We start from the raw sequence: 1,791 nt of genomic DNA on the forward strand, positions 1-1,791 counted from the left end.
TGGCAAACAAGCCGTTGATACCTTAAACGAACAGTCGATTGACCTTGTCTTTATGGACTGTCAGATGCCGGTCATGGATGGCTATGAAGCTAGCCGAACGATTCGTCAATTAAGCAATCCGCTTAAGCGTGATGTGCCGATTGTTGCGATGACCGCAAATGCGATGAAAGGCGATAAGGAGATGTGTTTAGAAGCAGGCATGGATGATTATATTTCTAAGCCTGTCGAAGCACAGTTGCTCTATGAGCTGATGAGTAAATAGTTAGATCACACGCATTCAGAAGGAATTGCCGCGCGATTAAGCTAATCTAGCGGGAGAGTTATATTGGGGTCAGAGTAAAACGACTCTGACCCCAGATTTTCAATCTTAATTAAAGATTTAGTTCTGCAGGAAGCAATACGCGGTCAATCGGATGGATACGACCATTACTTGTTAAGATATTTCCAGCACGTAAGATCAACTCTGGATCTGCGACACGTGTTTCGATATCGCCAAGTGTGCGGCCATCAGGTTTGATGACTGGACCAAGCACGGTATCGATTTCATCTGCAACAAGAAGGTCTTTCAAGGTCAGTGCAGTGTCACCGGTTCCTACCGTCACGTGATAGGTAATGACGGTCTCAAGTGCTGTTGCTAAATCTAGCCCCGTAAGACCAGGTAGCGCTGCAAGCACAACGTCAAGAGCTTCTTGCTCTGTGCTCACATTAACACCTAAGTCTTTCACAAGCTGGATGAATGCAGCGTCAGTCGGCGCGAATACCGTTAAGCCCGGCACGGTGCTCAAGATGTCAACTAAGCCTTCGCCAGCAGCTTTGCCTGCATCAACTGCAAGAATACCTTGCAGCAAAATATCAAAGTCATTCGGATTGCTATCGACGCCTTCAAGTGAGCTGACTGCGATAGCTGTGCCTGCGATAGTTGGGAGATCACTTTGTCCTGCCGCTGGCAGGTCGAGTGGAATAAGTACGCGATTGATGGAGTGCACGATACCATTGCTTGCTTTTGTACCACGCTTCCAGAATGACAGTTTAGGATTCTTAAATTCTGGGTCGTTATCTACGAGCTGAAGTCCAACAGGTAAGATGCTAGCACCATCAAGTAGGGTTGGTACTTCGCCGTTATATATGACGCTGAATTTAGAACGTGATTCAGGAGCAACATGGTAAAGCAGAATGTTACGCAGAATATCGATGGCTGCATCCTCGTCACCGCCAGATAATCCTAGCAGTGTGGCGAAGATCGCGTTGAATGCGCCCTCTTCGCTATTCCCTTCATAGCCGAAGTCACGAGCCAAGCGCAAAAATGCAGCGTCACTTGGAGCGAATACTGTTACGTCGATCTTTTCGCTGGCAAGTGTTTCAGCAAGACCAGCTGCTTGAACCGCGGCTAATAAAATATCGTTATCATAACGGCGATGATCGAAGCCATTGCCACTCTTAGCAACGATTTCGGTAATGGTAGGTTTAGGTTTGTCGGCGCCTCCAAATTTGAAGAACGACCAAGCGTTTGCCGATACAGAAACGGTAGACGCAATCATGCCTGCGCAAAGTAGGCGCAAAGCTTTTGAATTTTTCATTGTTAACTCCTATCTAGCGAGAAAGTCCGATTTTTACTGCTTCGATTTTCGGGCTGCCAAAGCAGTCCAGATAAGAGTGGCCACTCAACACAACTAACGTTGATATGAGCCCTTACGTGTTTACTTTTTGTTCGGTTTAGTAAGTTTATGTATTTTGTCGAACTAGGGTGAAAACTGAGAACTGAGCAGGATAGAGGCGGATAGGGTAGATCTG

2 protein-coding genes are annotated in these 1,791 nt (G+C 46.6%); one reads left to right on the forward strand and one right to left on the reverse strand.

All coding sequences use genetic code 11. The annotated features are described in order from the left end of the window. Window positions 1–262 (forward strand): response regulator (locus A3739_RS18090; protein ID WP_156502671.1); only part of this gene is annotated, 262 nt, incomplete at its 5' end. Window positions 263–371: 109 nt separating this feature from the next. Here the strand turns inward: A3739_RS18090 and A3739_RS18095 are convergent. Continuing rightward, on the reverse strand, window positions 372–1,577 hold the full coding sequence (locus tag A3739_RS18095) for a fasciclin domain-containing protein (protein WP_068502326.1): 1,206 nt from the start codon (window positions 1,575–1,577) through the stop codon (window positions 372–374). Window positions 1,578–1,791 lie beyond the last annotated feature (214 nt).

It is taken from the genome of Oleiphilus sp. HI0067, from assembly GCF_001635735.1.